13 protein-coding genes are annotated in these 17,320 nt (G+C 72.7%); 8 read left to right on the forward strand and 5 right to left on the reverse strand.

The window, feature by feature from the left end; genetic code table 11:
- Window positions 1-6: 6 nt before the first annotated feature.
- Together ACIQAK_RS30675 and ACIQAK_RS30680 are read right to left on the reverse strand one after the other, a co-directional pair.
- The gene (locus ACIQAK_RS30675; protein WP_366392653.1) at window positions 7-822 is read right to left on the reverse strand and encodes a hypothetical protein; all 816 of its coding nucleotides are present in this window, start codon (window positions 820-822) and stop codon (window positions 7-9) included.
- A 29-nt stretch (window positions 823-851) separates the two neighbouring features.
- The gene (locus ACIQAK_RS30680; RefSeq protein WP_023543961.1) at window positions 852-1,205 is read right to left on the reverse strand and encodes a hypothetical protein; all 354 of its coding nucleotides are present in this window, start codon (window positions 1,203-1,205) and stop codon (window positions 852-854) included.
- Between the two features lie 172 nt (window positions 1,206-1,377).
- Between ACIQAK_RS30680 and ACIQAK_RS30685 the strand changes: the two genes are divergently transcribed.
- The 7 genes from ACIQAK_RS30685 to ACIQAK_RS30715 all read left to right on the forward strand — a co-directional run bounded on the left by ACIQAK_RS30685 (window position 1,378) and on the right by ACIQAK_RS30715 (window position 9,329).
- Window positions 1,378-1,665, forward strand: coding sequence for a hypothetical protein (locus tag ACIQAK_RS30685; RefSeq protein WP_037785387.1), 288 nt, complete (start codon window positions 1,378-1,380; stop codon window positions 1,663-1,665).
- Window positions 1,666-1,971: 306 nt separating this feature from the next.
- Entirely contained in the window at window positions 1,972-2,781 is an 810-nt protein-coding gene (locus tag ACIQAK_RS30690) for a hypothetical protein (RefSeq protein WP_023543959.1), read from the forward strand.
- A gap of 14 nt (window positions 2,782-2,795) precedes the next feature.
- Complete coding sequence (gene tpg, locus ACIQAK_RS30695; RefSeq protein ID WP_023543958.1) at window positions 2,796-3,347, forward strand: telomere-protecting terminal protein Tpg; 552 nt, start codon at window positions 2,796-2,798, stop codon at window positions 3,345-3,347.
- Window positions 3,347-5,050, forward strand: a complete 1,704-nt coding sequence (gene tap / locus ACIQAK_RS30700; protein ID WP_023543957.1) for a telomere-associated protein Tap — start codon at window positions 3,347-3,349, stop codon at window positions 5,048-5,050. Before tpg ends, tap begins: the two co-directional genes overlap by 1 nt.
- A 162-nt stretch (window positions 5,051-5,212) precedes the next feature.
- On the forward strand, window positions 5,213-7,498 hold the full coding sequence (locus tag ACIQAK_RS30705; protein WP_366392654.1) for a DUF6884 domain-containing protein: 2,286 nt from the start codon (window positions 5,213-5,215) through the stop codon (window positions 7,496-7,498).
- A gap of 82 nt (window positions 7,499-7,580) precedes the next feature.
- Window positions 7,581-8,270, forward strand: coding sequence for a hypothetical protein (locus ACIQAK_RS30710; protein ID WP_366392655.1), 690 nt, complete (start codon window positions 7,581-7,583; stop codon window positions 8,268-8,270).
- The gene (locus ACIQAK_RS30715) at window positions 8,271-9,329 is read left to right on the forward strand and encodes a hypothetical protein (RefSeq protein WP_366392656.1); all 1,059 of its coding nucleotides are present in this window, start codon (window positions 8,271-8,273) and stop codon (window positions 9,327-9,329) included.
- Window positions 9,330-9,404: 75 nt separating this feature from the next.
- Here the strand turns inward: ACIQAK_RS30715 and ACIQAK_RS30720 are convergent, their stop codons facing one another.
- Window positions 9,405-9,923, reverse strand: coding sequence for a hypothetical protein (locus ACIQAK_RS30720; RefSeq protein ID WP_366392657.1), 519 nt, complete (start codon window positions 9,921-9,923; stop codon window positions 9,405-9,407).
- A gap of 458 nt (window positions 9,924-10,381) precedes the next feature.
- Here ACIQAK_RS30720 and ACIQAK_RS30725 point away from each other — a divergent pair, with 458 nt between their 5' ends.
- Window positions 10,382-10,783, forward strand: coding sequence for a hypothetical protein (locus ACIQAK_RS30725; protein WP_366392658.1), 402 nt, complete (start codon window positions 10,382-10,384; stop codon window positions 10,781-10,783).
- A gap of 68 nt (window positions 10,784-10,851) precedes the next feature.
- Here ACIQAK_RS30725 and ACIQAK_RS30730 read toward each other — a convergent pair whose 3' ends face one another.
- Both ACIQAK_RS30730 and ACIQAK_RS30735 read right to left on the reverse strand, forming a co-directional pair.
- Entirely contained in the window at window positions 10,852-12,051 is a 1,200-nt protein-coding gene (locus ACIQAK_RS30730) for a hypothetical protein (protein ID WP_141724867.1), read from the reverse strand.
- Between the two features lie 105 nt (window positions 12,052-12,156).
- Window positions 12,157-16,452 (reverse strand): TniQ family protein, encoded by a 4,296-nt coding sequence (locus ACIQAK_RS30735; RefSeq protein WP_366392659.1) that lies wholly within the window; start codon window positions 16,450-16,452, stop codon window positions 12,157-12,159.
- Window positions 16,453-17,320 lie beyond the last annotated feature (868 nt).

The following is a 17,320-nucleotide window of genomic DNA, read 5'->3' on the forward strand; positions in this document are numbered from 1 at the left end:
CCGGGGTCAGGCCGTGGCGTCCTTGACGAGGGCGGGGCGGGTCCGGGTCTCGACGGCGGCGACGGCCTGCCGGGGGAGGGTGAGGACGCCGTCGAGGAGCTCGCGGGCCTTGGCGTAGGCGGCGCGTCGCTCATGCTCACCCCCGTTGCCGTCGAGGGCGATTTCGAGGAGCCCACGGGCACGGGTGACGGTGGCGCGCTCCTGGCGGGGTAGGTGGCGCAGGCCGGTTTTCCGGGCGTGTTCGTCGGCGGCCCGCCATGCGGTTTTCAGTTGGCTGACGGCGGGCCGGTAGAGGTTGAGGTCGCCCCCTCGGCGGGCGTCGGCGGCGGTGTCGAGGGCGTGCAGGAGGGCCGCGGTCTGGGGCACGGTGACGTCGTCGAGGGCTGGGCGGTCGAGGACGGCGAGGACGTCGCACAGGTAGGCGCCGTGCGCGTCGAGTACCTCGTCGTGCTCGGCCTCGATGGCGCGGCGGCGCTCCTGGGCGGCGGTGTCGGCCGCGCGCTGGGCGGCCTTGCGGGTGCGGCGGCGCTGGATGAGCGACCACAGCCCGTACCCGCCGAAGCTCACGGCGAGGCCGACGGCCCCGAAGGTGAGGGGGAGCCACAGGCTAGACCCGTCGTCGCTCTTGGGGTGGGAGTCGGCCGCCGGTTTCGAGGGGTGCCCACCGTCGAGGGCGCCCTCGAACCAGTCCCGCAGGGGTCCGAAGTTCGAGAGCACGACGAGCGCCACCATGCCGGCGAGTAGCCGCACGACGGCCATTCCGAACTCCTTGCGCACGACTGCCGCGAGGACACCGGCCACGGTTCCGAGCGAGACAACCATCGTGGCGACGGTGGTTACCCATTCGATCATCAGGCGGCGGCGGCGCCGCTCTTGCGCGTGCGACGCGCGGTCCCGCCCTCACCACCCTTGGCGGTCCGGGATCGGGCGGGCTTGGGCTTCGCCTTCGCGGCCTTGGCCGCGTCGCGCTCCTCGGCGGCCTGGTCAAGCCACCCGGGGTGCTGGTTCTCGATCAGGGTCCGGAGGTACTGAGCGGCGATGCCGGCCTCGCGGGCGACGGCGGACAGGTGGCCGTACGCGGTCGAGGTCATGGCCTCTTTGACGGCCGCGTCCAGCAAGGCCGCCTTGTCCTTCTTGGCCTGGGCCTCGGACGCCTCGGACGCCTCTCGCAGTTCCTTGATCGTCTTCACGGGGGTGTCAGTCATACCCCGAGGATGACACGTCCGGAGATTCACTACAAGCAAGACTTGTAGTTGACGTGCAACCGTGGAAGAGTGTGCACCGGTCGGGCAGGAATCGCCGGACCCCTCTAGCTGCCGTTATGAGCCCAGCTCACAAAAAGTGAGGTCAGAGCATATGGGGAAGTTCGCAGCCGCCTTGAGTACCAGCGAACGCACGCTCCGGATCACGGTCGCAGCCCTGATGCGCGCCTGCGGCGAGAATCAGACGTCGCTCGCCGCGGGCCTGCGGATCACTCAGGGGCAGGTCTCGCGCAAGCAGACCGGCGCCGCCGCATGGTCCCTCGGTGACATCGACCGCCTGTCCGCGCACTACGGCATCCCGGTGCCGGATCTCCTGTGCGGTCCGACGCACGCCGTGGAACAGCTCTCCCCCCGGCGCCTCGCCTCGGTGCTCGGCGGATCGCAGGAGGTCATCACGGTCTGACCTGGCACAGGCCGCGCGCCTGCCGCTCGACCCGCTCCACACATGCGAAAAGCCCCGTCGGGGTCATAGGAGGTGGCTCTCCTACCCGTCCGAGGCTTCCGCGTGGACCCTGCTCTAGGTCTGTGGCGGAGTCTACCCGCGCACCCCCGGGTGAGACACCGCAGCGGACGGAAAGGCCGATTAGTGGCACCCCACCGCGATATCAGTCCCGACGACTGCCCCAACTGCCACAAGGTTTACGGGGCCCTTGAAGAACACCAGACGGCCGACTCTGAGAATTGGCTCACGACCGAGGCCCTCGGTCGGATGATCGGCCTTAAGAAGCGCGCCACTCAGGACCACTTGGCGCACCTGTTCGCGCACTCCCGTATCGACGCCGACCGGCGCACGCCGCTGGGCGGCGGGATCGGTCAGCCGTTCTTGCCGGGGGCCCAGGAGTGGGCCGCGAACATGATTGCGCCGGACCCCACCTGTGCGAAGTGCCTCGTCGCTCTCGCCGGGATCGGGTGGGAGGGGCAGGTCCACATGGAGGAGCTCGCCAAGATCGCGGGCGTGAGCCTGCGGACCATCGAGCGTCACCGGCCGCACCTCGTACGCGCGGACCTCGTCGCCTTCCGCCCGGTGCCCATCCGGGAGAACGGGAAGAACCTCGGCCGCCGCCCGGACCGCTTCACCCTGTTGAGCGGTTTCACCGCGCCGCGCCTGGAAGGGGCGGCCCTGGAAGCGGTGCCGGCACTCTCCGAGTCCATCATCGACCGCGTCCGCTGGTTCGTCGGCGTCACCGACGAGGAGCGCGCCCTCGCCGCCAAGTCCGTTGCCTGGTGTCTGCGCAACGGGTGGCCCGAGGAGGCTCTCCTCCGTGCGCTCGACGCGACGGAGAACCGGCAGGCGTACAGGCCGAATGGCTACCTGTCCAAGCTCCTGCGCAAGCTCCCGGCCGAGTACGTCATCCCGGCCCGGCAGATGGTGACCCAGCGAACCGCGCCGCGCAGGCTTGATTGCTCGATCTGCGACACCCCGTTCAAGACGACGATGCCGGGCCATGTGCTGTGCGGCGGCGCCGTTTGCCTGCGGCCGGAACTGGCCGTCATTCCCTCGCCCTACAAGCTCGCCTGAGAGGAGCCGTGACCATGGGAAAGCTCGTCGATGCAATGCGAGCGCGGTTCCAGACGCGCAACGCCCCCAAGACCGCGAGGGGTCAGTTCAACGCCCTGATGCGCAAGGAGAAGGGGAACACCGCGCGGGTGGCCGAGCGCCTCGGCGTGTCCCGCCGGACGGTGCAGCGGTACGTCAAGGGCGAGCGGAAGATCACCAACTCGAAGCCCGAGATCCTCGACCGCTTGGAGAAGGAGGCCGCCAAGGACCACCAGCCGCGCGTTACGGCGCGGGCCCAGAAGGAGGCCCAGCAGCGCGGTATGACGATCGAGACGCGGGCCCGGTTCGGGTTCACCGCGGACGCGGGCAGCACGGATGACCCGCGGATGCGCCGCCTCACCGAGGACGTTCCCGACCACCTGATTCCGCAGGTGTTCGACGCCCTGCGGGCGGGGGACGAGGACGAGTTGAACCGGCTCCTCGGGGAGGGGCTCGCCGAGGAGTATTTCCGCACCCCCGGCACCGACGCCGAGCGTCTCGACGTCGAGTTCACAGACATTGACTACGTGGAATTGGACTTCCGCTGATGACCGAGAAGACCTACGCCGCTCCCCTCCTGGTCCTCGACGCCGAGGCCGGGGTCCTCATCGCCCACCGCACCGACGTACAGCGCATGGACGTGCCGGCGGACGTCGTCGACCTGGCGACGGCCGCCGAGTGGGCCGTCGCGTACGGCCTGGGCGCCGGTCCCCTGTCGCAGTACGGCGAGGAGTCCGGCCCGCTCCTGGTCCTCACCGAGGGCGCCGTCGAGGCCCTCGGCCTCCCCGCCCGGCTCGACGACCGCAAGCGGCTGCGCGTGTCGGACGATCACCCGGCGGTCAAGGCCGTGGAAGAGGGCGGATGGAAGCTCTCCCGCGCGGGCCTCGCGCCCTGGTCCTTCCTGTACCGGGACCGCGTCGAGGTCCACGTCGCCACGGTCCCGTGGGGGGCGTTCGCCGATCACCTCCGGTGGGGCGGAATCGAGGACGTCGCCGCCGACCCGGCCGCCCTCGCGTACGTCCTCGGCCAGTACGCCGAGCGCGTGATCACGCCGACCGGCTCGACGGCCGCTTGCAGCCTCGCCCTGATGACCGCCCTTCGGCCGCCGACCCGGCTTGTCCGCGACCGGGGCACCGGACGGCCCCACCGGGTGCCGGTCGAGGGCTCGCTCTCCGCGCCGGTCGACCCGGCGCCGCCCGAGGCGCCGGACGAGCACCCGCTCGCCAAGGACCGCACCCGCGACGAGGCCAAGAACCCCGCGCACGTCCTCGCCGAGGAGGCCCTCGCGTGGCACCGGGAGCCGACCGAGGCCGAGGCCGCCGCGCCGTACGTCGTCGGCGTCGACATCAACGTTGCGTTTCTCGCGGCGGCGAACCGGCTCACGGTGGGGATCGGCGAGGCGGTCTACACGGACGGCCCGCGGTTCGACAAGAAGGTTCCGGGCGCGTGGCTCGTCGACCTGTCCGGCGCCGAGCTGCGCACGAAGGATCTCGTCACGAAGGCGTGGAAGACGCTCCCGGCCGAGTTCCCGAGCCCTTTCACCCCGGACGGGAAGGCGCCGACGGGCCCGGCCTGGTACGCGACGCCGACCCTGGCGTACGCGGTCGAGCTGGGGATCGAGGTCCGGCCCATCGCGGCGTGGCTGCGGCCCGAGGCGGGCGGGTACCTCGACCTGTGGCACAACCGGCTGAGGGATGCCTACATGGACACCCTCGCCGATCTCGGCATCACGGCCGACATGGAAGAGGGGGCGTTCCTCGCGGCTATGGCCACGGTCAAGGAGCGTGACCCCGAGGCCGTCGCCCTCCTGTCTGCGATCAAGCAGACGGCGAAGGGCGGTATCGGCAAGCTGCGGGAGAGGCCGCAGGGGAAGCGCGAGGGGCGACACGCCCCGTGGCCGGCACTCAAGCGCCCGACGTGGCGTCCGGACATTCGCGCCGCCGTGATCAGCGCGGCGCGGGTGGGCGCCCACCGGAAGATGGTCAAGACGTGGAACGCGCTCGGCCTGGTCCCGCTCGCGGTCCTGTCTGACTGCGTGATCTACCCCTCGGCACACCCGACGGCCCGCGCGGTCGTGCCGCGCAAGCCTGACGGGGCGCCCCTGCCGGGCGGGTTCCGTCTCGGCCCGAACCCGGGCTACTGCAAGGAGGAGGGCGTCCGGCCGATGGAGTGGTTCCGAGAGACGGTGGCCAAGGGCGCGAACCCAGCGCGGTTCATCAAGGAGGGCCGGGACGCGGGCCGCGAGGAGTAGGCGGACCGTGCACGGCAGGGGCGGGCCCCGGTAGGCAACTACCGGGGCCCGCCCCTTTCGCTGTGCCGACTTGGATCACAACTGTGAGTTTCACTTGTAGTTGTAGTGCGACTGTGCGAAGGTGTCCGGAGATCAGCACCCCGACCACAGGAGCCCCGCCGAATGCCTGCCGAGTACGCCACCCGGACCCGAATCGCCGTCGACCGTGGCCGCGCCGAGGCCGCCCTCGAATTCGAGCGCGCCGCCGGGAAGGGCAAGGCCCGCGCCGCCGCCGCCCGCCGCCTCGCGGTGATCTACCGGGTAGAGGCCCGCCACCCGTACAGGACCCTGCACTACAACCCGGCCGGGTCCGAGGCCCCCGAGCCGACGCCCGACGAGCTGCGCCTCGACGTGTCCGGCGACCCCGAGCGCGTCGCCCGCTACCTGTCCGCCGTCCCGCGCTACCTCGCCCGCGTCGAGGCCCTCGCCACCAAGGCCGCCCGCGCCTACGGCCGGTGGGCCCGCAGCGCGGCCGGTGAGAACGCCCTCGAATACGTCGATGCCGGCGGGGCCCGCGCGTACGCCCGCCGGTTCCGCGTCGAGGCGTTCGCGGCCGTCGCGGACGCGTTCGGGATCTCCTCTCTTCCCCGGTACGTCGACCCGGCCGCGCCGATGTGGGACCAGGCCGCCCGCATCGCGTGGGACGTCGTCAAGGCCGAGGGCCCGGTGTCCCTGTACGCGATGCACGACGAGGCCGAGGCCGAGGAGCTCCTCGCCGCCGCGGACCGCACCCCGGACCCGGCCGCCGAGGCGTTCGAGCGGGAGCTCGCCGAGCTGCGCGCCGCCGAGCGCCGCCGTAGCGCTCGCCTGTTCGCCGCCCTCGACGGCGAGGAGCTCCCGGCCGACGAGGCGCCGGTCGAGGAGGCCGCGGCCGAGGACGTCGTCGAGGACCAGGAGGACGAGGAGCTCCCCGCCGTCGAGCTCACCCCGGTACAGCGCCGTTGGCTGCACACCGCCGCCGCGCACCCGGAGGGCTTCCTCCCCGCGTCCGTGAACCTGCGGACGGCGCGCTCCCTGGGGGCGGCCGGGCTCGTCCGGTGGACGCGACCCGAGGGCCGCACGGTGCCCGTGGCCGAGGCGGTGTGGAAGCTCGACGCGGGAGAGGTCCGGCTCACCGCGGCGGGCCGCCGCCGGGCCGTGGCCGAGGAGCGCGAGCGCGTCGTAATCGTGGCGTGCGGGGGCCGGAAGGCGGTGTATGCCGACGGAGTCCGCAAGGGCGAGCCGGTGATCGGCGAGCGGGCCGGGGCGCTTTACGTGGGGAGCTACCACCGGGCGATGCGCCGGGCGGCCGACGTCCTCACCCAGGGCGGCCGGTCCGGGCGCGTGCTGATCCTGTCGGCCAAGTACGGGCTTGTCGAGCTCGACCGGCACCTCTTGAACTACGACCTCCGGGCGGGCGCCCCGGGAACGGTCGACGGCGAGACGCTGCGCCGGCAGGCGCACGAGCTCGGGATCTCCGGGGCGGCCGTGACGGTGCTCGGCGGCCGGGCGTACGTCGAGCTCGCCGGGGAGGTCTGGGACGAGTTCGCCGCGCCGCTCGCAGGCACGCGAGGGATCGGCGAGCAACTCGCCCGTCTCGCCGCCATCTACGACCCGGCCCGCGCCGCCGTCGAGGCCGCGGCCGAGGACGTCGTCGAGGACCAGGACCAGGAGGACGAGGAGCTCCTCGACTCCCCCGCCGCCCCCGTGCGGCCGGTCGAACTCGCCCCCGCCGCCCGGCCGCACGGGCAGTCGCGCCCCCTGTCGCACCCCCTGTCGGCGGCCTGCCTGTCGTCTGGCCTGACCTGCGCCGACGGCCGCGTTCCCCCGGCACTGCGGGCGGCACGACAAGGGAGGAGGCACGGGGGCGACGGGGTGTGTCCCTCGAACCGGTGGACCGCCGCGCGGCGCGACGTACGGCGCCCCGGCATCGGGCACGGTGAGCGGGTGCACCGTCCCGTGATCGCCCTCGCCGTCGCCGCCCTCGCCATCCTGGCCACCGGATGCGTGTCCGTCACCCCGGCGGACGACAAGGCACCCGGACCGCGCGCCCGGCCCATCGTGTCCGCCGCCCCCAGTCCGGCGAGCGCCACCCAGGCCCCGGCCCGCGAGGAGCTCACCCGGACCGGCCCCGACCCGTCGCCCTCCTCGACCCCGCCGCGCCCGCGGCCGACGGCGTCCGTCGGGCGGGCCCCTCGGTCGGTGCGGCCCGCCCCGGCGGGTCGTCGCGCCGCGCCCTCGCAGGGTCACCGCGTCCGGCCGCCGGCACCTCCGCACCGGGCGGCCCCGCGGCCGTCGCACCGCCCGGTGCGCCCGACTCACCGGCCGCCCGCCGCGCCGGGCTACTCCATGCGCGACGTGTGCCGGGCCGCGCAGGGCGTCACCGATCCGGGCCTCGCCTCGCTGTGCCGTAGCACGTACGGGGGATAGACGTCCGCGCCGAGCGGCCACACCGCGCCGCGAGAGTGAAAAGCGGCGCCGGGATCACGGATGCGGCGGATAGCCTTCCGCCATGTCATCACTGATGTTCCAGCTCCCTGAAAAGGGCCGCCGCGTGACCTTCGTCGGCAAGGGCGGGTCGACCAAGACTCACACCCTCGCCCACGTCCGCGGCCACTGGGCCCGCATGGGCTACCCGACGAACGCCATCGACTCCGACCAGCCGGGCGAAGACGAGGACGGCTCTCTCTACACCTGGGATCAGATGTGCGGCGGCATGGTCAAGGACCGCCCCGTCAAAGCGCAGTACAGCGCCCTGCACCTCCCGGGGACCATCACCCAGGAGACCCCGCCCGGTGGTCTCCTCGGCGTCGACACCGGGGCGTGGTCCAACACTCCCGGCGGTACGCATCACTCGGCGCTCGCCATGTCGGATCTCGTCGTTCTGTGTCTCCAGCCCGCCGAGGGTGAGCTCCACCGGTCGGCGTCCGTGTGGCTCGCTCTCAAGTACCTGGAAGACACCACGGGGCGCCGCCCCGAGCTCGTCGTCCTGTTCACCCGGACCCACCACACCGCCAAAGCCAACGACGACGCCCGCCGCACTCTGGAAAAGCGCGACATCACCGTGTTGGAGAGCAGCGTCCCGAACCAGCAGGGCGAGCACGGCTACTCTCGCGCGTTCGGTAAGGCGCTCACCCTCGCCGACGACGACCCCATGCATAAGGTGGCTGTCGAGATCCTTACGAAGGTGGCGATTCAGTAGATGAGCATGGATGCAGTGTTCGGCGACGCCTTGGCCACCCGGGGGCGGGGGGCGGGAACAGGCAAGCCTGAGAAGCCCGCAGTACCCGCCACGTTCACCGCGCCCGAAGTGCCGGCGCCCGCGGGAGCACCGGGAGTCGAGGCCGCTCCGGAGACTGAGGCCGGGGCGGCGCCCGCCCCGGCCGAGGGGGGCGTCCCGCCAATTGGCGGGAAAGCGTTCGATGAAAAATCGAACAGTGATGAGGGGGGCGCACCGGCCGCCGCCGAGACGGACGACGAGGCCAAGCTCGTGAGTCCGCTCTCCGAAGAGGACCGACTCCTCCTGAGTCAGTGCGAGGGTCGGATTCAGGCGTTCGGGAAGGCGGCGGCCGACGCGGGCGAGGCGTTCGACACGATCAAGGACAAGGAGCTCCACCGGCACTACCGCGCGGGGACCGGACCCCGTCGGATGACTTGGGCCGAGTACACCATGGCCCGGTGGGGGGTGTCGGTCTCGCAGGTCGACCGCCTCATTGCGGCTGCGCCGGTCATGCGGGAGCTGTCCATCCCGAACGAGGGCACGGCGCGCGAGCTCGTTCCCGCCTACCGCGAGTGGGGCGCGGATTCCGCGCGGGCCCTCTGGGACGGCACCAAGGAGGGGTCCGAGAACAAGCCCACAGCCAAGGTGTTGCGGGCCGCCGTCCAGAGCGCGAAGGAGAAGATCGAGGAGGGGAAGAAGGTCCCCGCCCCGGAGAAGCTCCTCACTCTCGCGCGCAAGACGGTGGCGCGAGTCGTCAAGGAGGATGCGGCGGCCAAGGCAGAGAAGGCCGCCGCGAAGAAGGCGCCGGCACCGGCACCGGCCGCCGCGGGGGAGGCCGAGGAGAACGGCGCGGACACGTCGAGCGCACCGGCCGGTGAGGCGTCGGCGTGGGTCCTGCCTGACAGTGCGGTGACCGAGTTCTCTCGCCTGTTCGTTGCCCAGGCCGAAGCGACGGGCCGCCCGCCCGAGGAGATCGCCATAGAGGCGTACGACGTGCTGCGCAAGCACTACGGCGCGGCGGCGGACCAGGCCGCCGCGTAGGCCGCCGCAGAACCCGCCACACGGCGCGGCCCCGGGAGTTCGAGTTCCCGGGGCCGCGCCGTTTTGTGTCTGCGGTCAGTCGGCGGCGGGGACGGGGCGGCCTACGTCGGCGAGGAGCTCGGCGGGCACGCCCTCGCGGCACCACTTCACCGCGAGGTCCGAGGCGAAGCCGTTCCCGTGCAGCAGGGGGCCGCTCTCGCACATGATGCGCCGGGCGTCCTCGGCGTGCACGGGAAGGCCGAGGTATGCGCCGCCGGGGCGGGGCCAGGTGAGGTCACGCGCGTTACCGTCCGAGCCTGCGCACCATGCGTGTTCGACGGGCCAGGCGATATCCCATGCGAAGCCTTCCACATAGGCGAGCTCGCCCTCGGACGCCCAGGCCCACGATGCCGCTTCTACGTAGCACTTCCCGGGTTCGCCGGGCGGTGTGCCGCCGTCGGGCCACGGCGTCGGGGTGAACAGGCGGCCGTGCGCGAGGAGGAGGGCGGCCACGCTGTTGTGGGTCCACCCGGGGCGTTCGCCGCGCCACATGGCATCCCTGCGCAGGTGGTCGACGAGCTCGCCCTCGGCCGTGGCGGGTTCGGTGTAGGGCATGGGCGGGCGTCCTCCTGGTGGTCGAGCGGGCACCGGTCGAGTCTGCCCGTTCCGGGCGGCGGCCGGGAGGTTCTCGGCCGAACCCGCCACGGGTGCACGAGCGGCCGGCACTTCCGCTCGGTCCGTACGGCGAAACCGCAGGTCGCACCGAACCCGCCATCTCGTGCACCCCCTGATGCCGACACCGCCACAGCGTGCACCCCTGCGGGACGTCGCCCCTGGTCCCGGGCCTGTGACCTGCGAGGGCGGGGAGTCTCTCGCCGTTCTGAAACCGCCATTCCGTGCACCCCCTCCCGACCTGGGGTTATGACGGTGGCTCATATTTCATGAGCTGGGGACATACGGGGTGCACCCTTCGCCTGTCGGCCGACGCGTCTCCTTCACACTTGCAGTTCAACTTGTAGTTGACCTACAACTCGTGCCATGGTGGAACCCCACCGACCAAGGAGGCAGCACCGATGAACACCCCGACCCCCGCCGAGCTCCCCACCACGGCCCGCACGTTCGTGGTCGACACCGAGACGCGCGCCCTGTTCGAGGACGTCGTCGCCGAGGGCCGCCCCGAGCTCGGCGCCGTCCTCGCCACCGTCCGCGCCGACGAGGTCCCGGCCGGGGCCGTCGTCCTCGGCTGCTACCCCGACGGCGTGAGCGTCGAGGAGGCGACCCCGGCCGGGGCGATCACGCACTCGGACCCGTACACCGCCGCGCCGCGTCCGTACGACCCGGCGTGCGGCTGCCTCGGGTGCACCGAAGCCCGCGACTGGACCGGCCCCGTGATCACCCTCGCCACCGAAACGATGTGGGATGCCTGCGACCCGGTCCCGGCCGCCGCGCCCGTCCTGGTCCGCCTCGCCGCGTAGAACCCGCCCAGCACGAGGGCCCCGTCGCACGCTGCGACGGGGCCCTCGGCGTTCACCGGTCGAGTGCGCTACGCCTCGGCCTGCGGCTGTCGGTCCCACAGGTGCACGGTGCTGCCGGTGCGGAGCGGCGCGCCCTGGGGGCCCTTGATGTGCCCGGGAACGATGCGGTCCTCATGCTGGCAGTCCCCGGCCGCGTGCCCGCCGGGGTTGAGGCAGGTTGAGCGGCGGTACGGGCGCACCGGCCATCGGCAGGACCATGACGGTTCACGGCGGCCGGTGCTCGCTGCGGCGTCGGCGTCGGCCGCTTCCCGGGGTGGCCGTTGGGCTGTGTGGACGTTCACGACGCGGACGGCCGAGGGGCCCGTGATGCCCTGCCGGGCGTCCCGCTTCCTGCCGGACCGCTCCCGGGGGATCTCCTCGACTTCTGCCCACCGGGTGCCCCCGGCGGCCGTCATGAGTTGCCACGCGGTGTAAAGGGTGTGCGTCCATACGTCGGTGGTGTCGGGCCGGGCCGGGGCGAACTCGGCGCCCTCGATGAGCAACGCCTCGTTGTCCCAATTGAGCGGCCCCCCGGGGACGCTGTGTCGCTCCGCCTCGATCAGCCCGGCCGTCATGACTGACCCGTCCCGCATCGTGCCGAGCACGGTCTCAGGGGGCAGGCCAGAGAACAGGTTCCGGGGACTGTAGTAGGTCACCCAGATACCCCGAGTGCCGGGCGGAATCGCGGCGTACCCGTCGCGGGTGGTGTGGCCCCATGTCACCGGCTGCCCCTCGACGTTCACGTCTTCCGGGGTCCACGCGGTCCACGACGCAGCCACGATCGGTGTCGTGACCTTGGCATCGACCCCGGGCCGGGCGGCGAGGGTTTCCGCCAGGGCGGCCCCGACGTCTTCGACGTAGCCGCCGATGGGCTCGCCGAACACGATCAGCCCGGATTCCGCCGGCAGGCGGTCGATGCTCACCCGCTCCCGGGGCGGGGTGGCGGCGGCGGCCAGGGCAAGGGCCGTCATGTCCGCCGTGGCGTAGTAGAGCTCGGCCTCTTCGAGCCGGGCGCGCTCTGCCTTGTTGAGCAGGATCGCGGCGAGAGTGTCGGCCGCAATCGGCGCGTTGCGCATGGTGGGCACGATGGAACAGCGGCCCGCGCGGATCGCCTCGCGCATGGTGATGTTGGACGGGTCCGACGCGGTGAAGTCGACGAGCTGTGCGCGCCACTCCGGCAGTTCTCGGGGGTCCGGCGGCACCCATCGGGTGGGGGCAGCTTGGGTCATGGGGTGGCGCCTTCCTGGTCTGTGATGATGGAGGCCGCGGCGGGCCGCCCCTACTACCGGTGGGGGCGGCCCGTCGTCCTGTCGGCACCGTAGCGCCGTGGGGTGTCAGCGGGTGCGCTTGTCGGGCAGGCCGGTGCACTCGGGGTAGGGCACCCATCGGCAGCTCGGCGCGCGGCCGTCGCACCGGGGACATACGGCCGTGGTGGACGTCAGGGGCAAGCCGTAGACCCACATGAGGCAGGAGGGCGCCCGGAAGGGGCCGGGCTCGGTCGGCCGTCGGTGCAGCGCGGGGAGGTGATTCCATCGACGGTCGGCGGCCGTGCGGCCGGACGACTTCCCGGCAGGCTCGGGCCGATGCTGCTCTAGCCAGTAGTCGAGGGGTGCACGCTCTTGCCGGGTGAGGGTGCCGGCGGGGACGAGCTCGGCGACGACGTCCTCGACCCAGGCCGCGGACGACGCCCCGCGCTTTCGGCGCCGCTCCTCCCATGACCACATGAGCTCGGCGAGGGTGACGGCCTCGGGGTAGACGACGACGGGCGCGGCCCGGCGGCGGTGCCGGGTCATGCCGAGGGCCTCCTCGCGGGTGTGCCAGACGTCGGCGACGCCTCGGCCGCCGTCCCGGCCGGGGCCGCGGCGGCGAGGGATGGACACCCACCACCACAACATCACTTGATGCGCGTCCGCGAGGAGAGCGTCACCGACGGGCCCCACGCGGTGGACGAGCTGTCGGTGTCGTTGCAGCGCCCACCCGAGATCGGGGACGGGGGCGGTGTCGACGAGGTACCCGCCGTCATCCCCGGCGAGCCACCGACGGCCGCAGGGGCACGGCCGCCAGCGGTGACCGGTGGCGGCGAGCCACGCCCCGGGTTCCATACACAGCGGGCAGGCCGGCAGGGGAGCGGCGCCGAGCTCGTCGGGCCACGGTTCGATGCGGGGCGCCTTGACGTCGGCGACGCGGTCCGGGTGCGCACTGGGGAGTGCGCGGGACAGTTGGTCGGCGTCGCGGTCGACGAGGGAGGCGAGTCGGTCGAGGCCCTCGGGGGAGAGGAGGAGCTCCTCCCGCTGCGGGTCGAGGCCCTCGGCGGGGAGGTCGAGGGCCTCGTCGAGGGCCCGCAGGAGCCGAGGCAGATCGGGCCCATTGGCGGCGGCCGTGCGGGCGAGGAGAGAGAGCGTCGTCTCGCCGGGGATCAGTGGAACGCGGATCGGGAGGCCGAGGAGGGGCTCCTCCGGGGTGGCCGGGTCGGTACGGGTCATGGCGGCACCGTGGCACACCGGACCGACAACGGGTTCCCGAACGGGTGACGTCCCGCTCGGACGAGGGGACCGCCTGTCGTCACTTTGGCGCGTCCCTGTCAAGTTTCCTGATGAATCCACGGGGTGGGCCCTCGGCCCCTCTGTCGTCTTTGAAGTGTCCTTGTCAAGTCTCTGAGGAAGCGCCGGCACCCGACCCAACGGCCGGATGCGGGGCGGGGGGCCGCGCTCCCCGTACCCTTGCAGAGGCCGCCCCGCGCGCCCGGGGGCCTGTCGCGTGCCCTGTCGTGCCCCCTGTCGCGCCGCGCCCTGTCGTGCGGTGTGACCTGCGCGAACGCCCCCGACCCTCCCCCCTCGCGGGAGACGCGACAGGGGGACGCCGACAGGCACCCCCGCCCCCGGGCGGGCCGCCGCCGGGGCCGGTCGGTCGACCGCCGCCTCGGCCTCCTCGACCGCCGCCTCGGCCTCGGCGTCCGGGACCAGGAGGCCAACCTCGGCGTACGCGGGAGTCGACAGGAGGACACCCATACCGGCCCACCCGGGCGCGTCCCCTTCCCGTCCGCGCGCCACGACGCACCCGTTGTCGAGCCGCTCGACACCGGTCAAGGTCACCGGGGCGCCCCACGTTTCGGGGGAGAGGGGACCGCCGTCCCCGAACCCGCCACGGACCGGCACGCACCGCCCCGGGGTGCGGACGACGTCCCCCGACTCGACCGCGTCCCATGTAGTGACGCGCCACCCCCGGGGTGCCACGGTGCGGGCCCGCATCCGGCGCGCGGTGTCCGCCTCGGCCGCGGCCCGGACGTCGACCAACCCGACGAGTCGGGCCGCCGCCTCGGCGCGGCTGGTGTGGTCGGTCCGGCGCGTCTCGTCGAGACCGACGGCCCACCATGTGCGGCGCGTCCGGTAGACGTGCCCGACCGGTGCGCCGTCGACCGACACCGGGTAGCGACCCTCGGCGTCCCGGCGGCCGAATCGGTACCGGGGTGCCTCCTCGACCGCCGCCTCGGTCGGGGCCGGCACCGGAGCGGCCTCGGCCCGCGCAGCCTCGGCCGCGCGCTGGTTCCGTGCCCACTCCTCGCGGTCCCGCGCGTACTCCGCCACCGTGGCACTCAGCGCACGGACCCTGTCAGCCACCGGGGCGATACGGTCGGCCGCCTCGGTCCCGCGCTCCCGCGCGGCACGGTCGTGCAGCTCCTCGGCCGTCTCCAGCGCGGTGCGCGCCTGCCGGTACCGGCCGCCCGGAACCCTCGTGTTCGCGTGCCGCGCGTCGTCCATCAGGGCCCGCATGATGCCCAGTTCACCGGCCATGCGCTCACACAGCACCCGCGCGGCGTGTTCGCGGTTCTTCGCGTCGGCGATTGCCTCGGCCCGCCACTCGTCCGTGGACGTGTCGACGATGCGCACGGCCGTACCCGCGTACCGGCTCACGGTGCAGTAACCGACGCTCCACCCCTTGACGGTCCCTCGGTCGGTAAGCGTCGGGTACGCGATGAACGGTGCGCCGTTGACCGCCGCAAGAGCCTGCCGCGCGATCCACACGAGACGGAGCGCGTTCGTCTCTCCGATGCGTCGGTCAACACCCTGCGCCCCGATCCACGCGTTCGGACGGCGCGCAGCCTCGTAGTGCTCCTCGGCGTCCGCGAGGGACCACTCCGCGCGCTGCAACTCGGCCGCCGCCGCGGCCTCGGCCTCGGCCCACGCGAAAGCCTCGGCGACCGTGCGCGCGTCCGCCTCGCATCCGTCGGCCAGCACGCGCGCACGCTCGGCGCAGTCACGCGCACGGGCGGGGTCCGTGATCTCCGCGCCGTCCCACCAGTCACGCCGCGCGGAAAGCTCAAGGTTGTACGCGGTCCGGGACCGGCGGTCGATACGGGCGAGCGCGGCCCGCACCCGCTTGCCCTCGGTCTCGTCGAGCCGCTCAACGGGCATCGCGTCATAGATGTTGGTCCGGTACCGGACCGCGGTCACCGTGAGCTCGTACGCCTCGGCCGCGCGGGACGCGTGTCCCTCCGCCTCCTCGGCCCACTGGCGCGCGGTCCGGCCGTCGCACGTCGCCACCGGTGCCGCAGGCTCGACCGCGGCCTCGGCCGCACGGACCGCCGCGCGCCGCGCCTCGGCCTCGGCCGGACCCTCCTCGGCCCGCTCGATAGCCTCCTCGGCCTCGGCCCACTCGCCGCCCAACATGAGCTGTCCAGCGGCGTGAAGCTCCTCGTCGTCAGACATGATCAGTTCGCCGATGCGGACCGCCTCGGGGTCGACCGTGCGCGCCGCACCCGACCCGTACCGGGCGAGCACTGCGCACATGATCTCTCGGCACGCGCACAGCCATTCGCCGCACCCCATGCACTCGTTGTCGGCCGCGGTGCGCGCGGCCTCGGCCGCCTCCTTCGCAGCCTCGGCCGCCTCCTCGGCGGTGTCGAGGGACTCCCGCGCCGTCTCCCGCGCATCCTTCGCACGGTCAAAGGCACGGTCCGCCTCGGTCTCGTAGAGGGCGCCGGTAGCGGCCTCGGCGTACTTCCGGCACTCGTTGGCCGCGCGCTGGGCCCGCTGGAAAGCGCGCTTGCAGTCGACGACCGCCTCGGCCGCTCCCTTGGCGTCCGCCTCGGCCTGGTCCGCCTCGGCGTCGGCCTCGGCCCAGGTACGTGCGGCCTCGGCCGCCTCCTGCGCCGTCTCGGCCGAGTGCTGGAACCCGCCCGCAGCGTCGGCGCACTTGCGCGCCTCGGCGAGTGCCTCCTCGGCCTTCTCTCCGGACTTGACCGCGTCGAGTGCGGCGCGGGCCGCGGTGACACCGGCCGCGGCCTCGGTGACCGTTTCGGCCGAGACGTCACCCGCCGGGACCTTGACCTCCTCGACGACAGTCTCGACCGCCGCGCCCGGAAGCGACTCCATGCCGGACCGGTACCAAGCGACCGTTTCGCGGTAACCGCGGCCCGCCGTCGCCCACTTGCCCGCGCGCCAGGTGTAGCGGCCCGTACGGGAGTCGGACGGCGTCGCCACAACCAGGGTCCACGCGTCGGCCGTTGCGTCGCGCTCGACCATGACGCCCCACCCGCACCCGGTAGCGGCGGCGGCGAGCGCACCCAGGGTGCGGGGGGCGCCGGCCGACAGGGCGTCAGCAACGGGCATCGGGGCGGAAGTCGAGGTCATGCGCGGTTCCTTTCGGATCGGACCGCCGGGGGTTTCCCCCGGCGGTTGGTGCGGTTCCCACACTAGCCAACTTGCATCACAACTACAAGTTGAACTGTGAGTTTGGGTGCGCCTTTTCGCGTCCGGGACCGAACCCGCCACGGGGTGCGCCGGGGGCGCCGGGGGCGCACGCTGGACACCGGGGGGACGATCACCCGCAGCGGGCCCAGGAAGGGGCCTAGGTGGCGCCCTCCGGGCCTAATCTCGACCCGGCGGCCCGTTGTGCGCGTACAGGGTCGAGGCCGCGAGACGGCCGCACAGCGGTTTTCGCTGGTCAGTCGGGGTGTGGATAAAGGGTGCACCAAATGGCGGTATCGGGGCTGACCAGGGGGAACGGGGTCTACGATGGCCGAACCCGCCACGGGTGCACGGCAGTTGGTAAGGGGTGAAACTTTGGAGGCGCCTCTTACTCGAACACCTTATTGGGAACGGTTCCCGATAAGGAGCGGGCCCGGACGACTGTTCTCCCTGGTCACTCCCGAACCCGCCAACCCATGCACCCCCCGACCTTTGTTCGATTTCCGCACTGTGGAAAAAGCGTGCACGAAATGGCGGGTTCTGAGATCGGTTACGATCGGTCTCCGAGGCCGGCACCATGCGAAAACGTGGGTTGAGCTGGGCAAACGTGGTTATCCACAGGGGTGCACCGTATGGCGGGTTCCACCTAGTTCCCACACTCAAGCCGCAGGCGCAGACGTGATCCGCGAAGCGGATCACCGCGGCCCGCGAAGCGGGCCGCATAGCAGACAGCGTGAAACGCTGTCAAGTGATCGGCGAAGACGATCACCAGGCATAGGCGGCGAAGCCGCCTATGTACCCGCGCGCGGGG

Origin of the sequence: Streptomyces sp. NPDC088706, assembly GCF_044752765.1 — a bacterium.
Lineage (GTDB): Bacteria > Actinomycetota > Actinomycetes > Streptomycetales > Streptomycetaceae > Streptomyces.

Excerpts from the sequence above, each read along its gene's own strand:
- ACIQAK_RS30735 (WP_366392659.1), bottom strand. The coding sequence starts at position 16,452 with ATGACCTCGACTTCCGCCCCGATGCCCGTTGCTGACGCCCTGTCGGCC.
- ACIQAK_RS30680 (WP_023543961.1), bottom strand. The coding sequence starts at position 1,205 with ATGACTGACACCCCCGTGAAGACGATCAAGGAACTGCGAGAGGCGTCC.
- ACIQAK_RS30675 (WP_366392653.1), bottom strand. The coding sequence starts at position 822 with ATGGTTGTCTCGCTCGGAACCGTGGCCGGTGTCCTCGCGGCAGTCGTG.
- tap (WP_023543957.1), top strand. The coding sequence starts at position 3,347 with ATGACCGAGAAGACCTACGCCGCTCCCCTCCTGGTCCTCGACGCCGAG.
- ACIQAK_RS30710 (WP_366392655.1), top strand. The coding sequence starts at position 7,581 with ATGTCATCACTGATGTTCCAGCTCCCTGAAAAGGGCCGCCGCGTGACC.
- ACIQAK_RS30720 (WP_366392657.1), bottom strand. The coding sequence starts at position 9,923 with ATGCCCTACACCGAACCCGCCACGGCCGAGGGCGAGCTCGTCGACCAC.
- ACIQAK_RS30725 (WP_366392658.1), top strand. The coding sequence starts at position 10,382 with ATGAACACCCCGACCCCCGCCGAGCTCCCCACCACGGCCCGCACGTTC.
- ACIQAK_RS30715 (WP_366392656.1), top strand. The coding sequence starts at position 8,271 with ATGAGCATGGATGCAGTGTTCGGCGACGCCTTGGCCACCCGGGGGCGG.
- ACIQAK_RS30705 (WP_366392654.1), top strand. The coding sequence starts at position 5,213 with ATGCCTGCCGAGTACGCCACCCGGACCCGAATCGCCGTCGACCGTGGC.
- ACIQAK_RS30730 (WP_141724867.1), bottom strand. The coding sequence starts at position 12,051 with ATGACCCAAGCTGCCCCCACCCGATGGGTGCCGCCGGACCCCCGAGAA.
- tpg (WP_023543958.1), top strand. The coding sequence starts at position 2,796 with ATGGGAAAGCTCGTCGATGCAATGCGAGCGCGGTTCCAGACGCGCAAC.
- ACIQAK_RS30690 (WP_023543959.1), top strand. The coding sequence starts at position 1,972 with ATGATCGGCCTTAAGAAGCGCGCCACTCAGGACCACTTGGCGCACCTG.